Below are 3,143 nucleotides of genomic sequence, written 5' to 3' on the forward strand. Positions count from 1 at the left end.
TGGCGCGGCGTCCGCCGCAGCGTCGTCGGCCGATGTGGTGCCCGCCGGAGCGTTGTCGTCCGGTGCCTCGTCGGCCGACGCGGTGTCCGCCGGTGGTGTGTCGGTCGGGCCCTCCACGTCCACCGACCACGGCCCCGCGAGCGCGGCCAGCGCCGCCACCGCCGTCACCACCGGAGCGGCCACGGCGGCGACCACGCCCGCCGTCACCGGGATGTCCACCACCGGCTCGCCCTTGCCGTTGCGCACGACCACCCGGCGCGAGTTCCCCTCGTGCACGAACTGCCTGATCCGGTCCGTCAGCGCCTCGATACCGGGCAGTTGGGAACGTTCCTGCTCCGTCATGTCGACCCCCTTCACCGGCCATCCTCCCGCGGGCCGGGCGTTCAGAGCCAGTCGCGCCGCTTGAACAGGCCGTACAGGCCGACCGACAGCACGAGGACCACGACGGTGGACGTCCAGAAGCCCGACGTCGTGCCGAAGCCCGGGTAGGGGACGTTCTGGCCGTAGAAGCCGGTCACGGCCGTCGGCACGGCGATGACCGCGGCCCAGCCCGTCACCTTCTTCATGATCAGGTTGAGCCGGTTGCCCTGGAGGTTGAGCTGGGTGTCACGGATGGTGGCGACCATGTCGCGCAACGACTCCGTCCACTCCGAGGCGCGCAGCACGTGGTCGTAGACGTCCTGGTAGTACGGCACCATCCGGCTGTCGACGACGCTGTGGTCGCGCCGCATCAGGCTGTTGAGCACCTCGCGCATCGGCAGCACCACCCGGCGCAGCGTCACCAGGGACTTGCGCATCGCCAACGCCCGCCGCTGCATGTCGACCGTGTTCGGGCGCTGGGCGAACACCAGGTCCTCCAGCGACTCGATGTGGTCGTCCATGGCCTGCACGGCGTCGAAGTGGCTGTCCACCACGAAGTCCAGCAACCCGTGCAGCAGGAACCCGACGCCGCTGCCGGCCAGGCTCGACGAGTCGTCCCACCGCGCGACCACCGCGTCCATGTCGAACCGGTCGTCGTTGCGGACCGTGACCAGCGCCCGCGGCGTCACGAACGCCGACACCTCCGCCGTCGTCAACCGGCCCGACGACTCGTCCAGGCACACGGCGTACGCGTTCACGAGGAGGTGCGTGTCGTACTGGTGCAGCTTCGGCCGCTCGTGGCTCTCCAGCGCGTCCTCGACGGAGGTCGCGTGCAGCCCGAGTTCGTCCGCTATAGCCGCCATGTCCGACTCCGACGGGCCGCACAGGTCCAGCCAGACGACGGCACCCTCGTCCTTGAGCAGCCGGGACACCTCGGTGACCGGGAAGTCCTCGTCCGCGAGCGTGCCGTCGCGGTACAGGCGGTTTCGTGGCACGCGACCAACAGTAGCGACGGACGTCCCCGGCCGCGGGGCGGGCCCGCGACCGGGGAGCGCGATCAACCGGGCCGACGTGGGCGCGGCGGGGCAAACCCCGCTCCCGGCGTCGTGTCCGATGTGGATCCCGTCGAGGGGACCAGGGCTGCCGGCCCGACGACGGCGGCAGGTCAGGAGACGGTCGCCGGTTGCGCCGACAGCAGCACCTGTGACCAGCCCTGGGTGTCCACGGCGTCGAGTCCGCGCAGGTCCGCGCCGCTGCCGTCGTAGGGGTTGTCGTCGATGTAGTGGTAGAGGCCGCCCTCGGCGTTGTGCCCGAAGTAGACGCCGCCGCCGGGCGAGACGAGGTCGGTGAAGACCTGCCACGTCGAGGACTTCAGCTCGTACCGCGTCCAGTCCCCCGCACCGCGGATGCGGTACGACAGCAGCTCGCCGCCGCTGGTCGTGCCGAGCAGCCAGTCCTCGCCGGTGGCGGTCAACGTCTTGAGCGTGAACCCGCTGTCGATGAGGCCGTCGCTGGTGATGTCGCCCGCGGCGGGCTTGGTGGCGGAGACCGTGTAGCGCCGCAGGTCGCCGCCCGCGATGCCGTACAGGCTGCCCCGGCCGTCGTAGGCCAGCAGGTCGTGCGTCCACCCGCCGCCCAACGGCACCGGCGCGTTGAACGACAGCGACGCGTCGTTCGTGATCACGTCCACCCGGTACAGCTGACCACCGGGCGAGGTGACCAGGACGGTGTTGAAGTTCAGCGTCGCCATGGCCTTCGGCACGAAGCCCAGCGTCGCGCCGGACGTCACCGCGCCGTGCGTGCGGGTGCCGGAGACGGCGTCGACGGCGGTGTAGGTCAGGCGTCCGTCGGACAGGACGCCGTAGACGGACGCGGTGCCGGAGACGGCGTCGTCCACGATCTTGCGGTAGCGCAACGCCTTGTAGTGCGACGTCGGGTGGCCCGACAGGGTGGACTGGCCGAACGACGCGCCGGTGACCTTGGCCAGCGGCGTCGAGCCGAAGCTGTAGTACCAGAACGTCGTCTTGGCCGCGTTCTCCCAGCCGCCGAACAGGATCGCGTGGTAGGGGTAGCGCCCGCCGTCGTCGTTCACCCGGTCGTTGAGCAGGTCGCCGGGGCGCAGGTCGGTGCGGGCGATCGGCACGGTGAGGGTCGACTCGTCCAGGCCGTCGGTGTTCGGGTCGTAGCCCAGGTGCCAGGCCATGCCGACGTAGCCGGAGCAGTCGCGGCGGTACTGGCGGGTGCGGCCGACGTCCCACGCCTTCGCGCCCTGGTCGTAGGTCAGGTCCGAGTCGTGGCGGCGGTTGTACCAGTCGGTGGCTCTCGCGAGCACTTCCGTCCTGGTGATCTGACCGCCGATCGTCGAGGCGGTGGTCATCGTGTCGGCCTGCGCGGCCGTGACGGTGACCGTCGCGGCGGCGACCAACGCGACCAACGCGGAGGTCACCGCTCTGGTGATCGGGGTGGACATGGTGGCCGGTCCTCTCGCATGGGTGTTCCGAGAACCGGAGCGTCACAGGGCGCTCTAACAAGTCGCTAAGCCGGCGTGGGCCGACCGCTTGTCTGTGGAGCTATTAATCGGTCGTTGTGGAGCTAGCTTTTCGGTACCGTGGCTCCATGGGAACTACCGGGGCGCGGCGGCGCGCGCGTGGCGAGGTCGAACGGCTGCCGAGCGGGTCGTTGCGGGTGCGGGTGTACGCGGGCGTCGACCCGGTGTCCGGGAAGCGGCGCTACCTGACGGAGACGGTCCCGGCCGGATCGGCGGCGGACCGCGAGGCGGAGGC

General features: G+C 70.8%; 3 protein-coding genes. All 3 read right to left on the reverse strand.

What is annotated here, in order from left to right; genetic code table 11:
• A partial coding sequence (locus AB0G02_RS32905) for a DUF4342 domain-containing protein (protein ID WP_360802051.1) occupies positions 1-342 on the reverse strand: 342 nt, incomplete at its 3' end.
• A 41-nt stretch (positions 343-383) separates the two neighbouring features.
• Positions 384-1,355 (reverse strand): magnesium transporter CorA family protein, encoded by a 972-nt coding sequence (locus AB0G02_RS32910; protein ID WP_360802054.1) that lies wholly within the window; start codon positions 1,353-1,355, stop codon positions 384-386.
• Positions 1,356-1,525: 170 nt separating this feature from the next.
• Positions 1,526-2,830 carry a tachylectin-related carbohydrate-binding protein gene (locus AB0G02_RS32915; protein WP_360802057.1) on the reverse strand — a complete coding sequence of 435 codons (1,305 nt, stop codon included), beginning with the start codon at positions 2,828-2,830 and terminating at the stop codon, positions 1,526-1,528.
• Between the last annotated feature and the right edge of the window lie 313 nt (positions 2,831-3,143).

The organism is Actinosynnema sp. NPDC023658 (genome assembly GCF_040639995.1).
In the GTDB taxonomy this organism is placed as follows: domain Bacteria; phylum Actinomycetota; class Actinomycetes; order Mycobacteriales; family Pseudonocardiaceae; genus Actinosynnema.